Genomic DNA, 281 nt, shown 5'->3' with positions numbered 1-281 from the left:
CGTAGAGATGTGGAGGAATACCGATGGCGAAGGCAGCCCCCTGGGATAATACTGACGCTCATGCACGAAAGCGTGGGGAGCAAACAGGATTAGATACCCTGGTAGTCCACGCCCTAAACGATGTCAACTAGCTGTTGGGGTCTTCGGGCCTTAGTAGCGCAGCTAACGCGTGAAGTTGACCGCCTGGGGAGTACGGTCGCAAGATTAAAACTCAAAGGAATTGACGGGGACCCGCACAAGCGGTGGATGATGTGGATTAATTCGATGCAACGCGAAAAACC

At 53.4% G+C, this 281-nt stretch carries 1 rRNA gene; it reads left to right on the top strand.

Annotated features, from left to right (window positions below):
* Positions 1-281: ribosomal RNA gene (locus CHR62_RS15560) — 16S ribosomal RNA — on the top strand; the annotation flags it as partial.

It is taken from the genome of Pusillimonas sp. NJUB218, assembly GCF_003788685.1.
In the GTDB taxonomy this organism is placed as follows: Bacteria; Pseudomonadota; Gammaproteobacteria; order Burkholderiales; family Burkholderiaceae_B; genus Neopusillimonas.
Note: the sequence above shows the minus strand (reverse complement) of the source record. Positions and strands in the feature narration are given on the sequence as shown.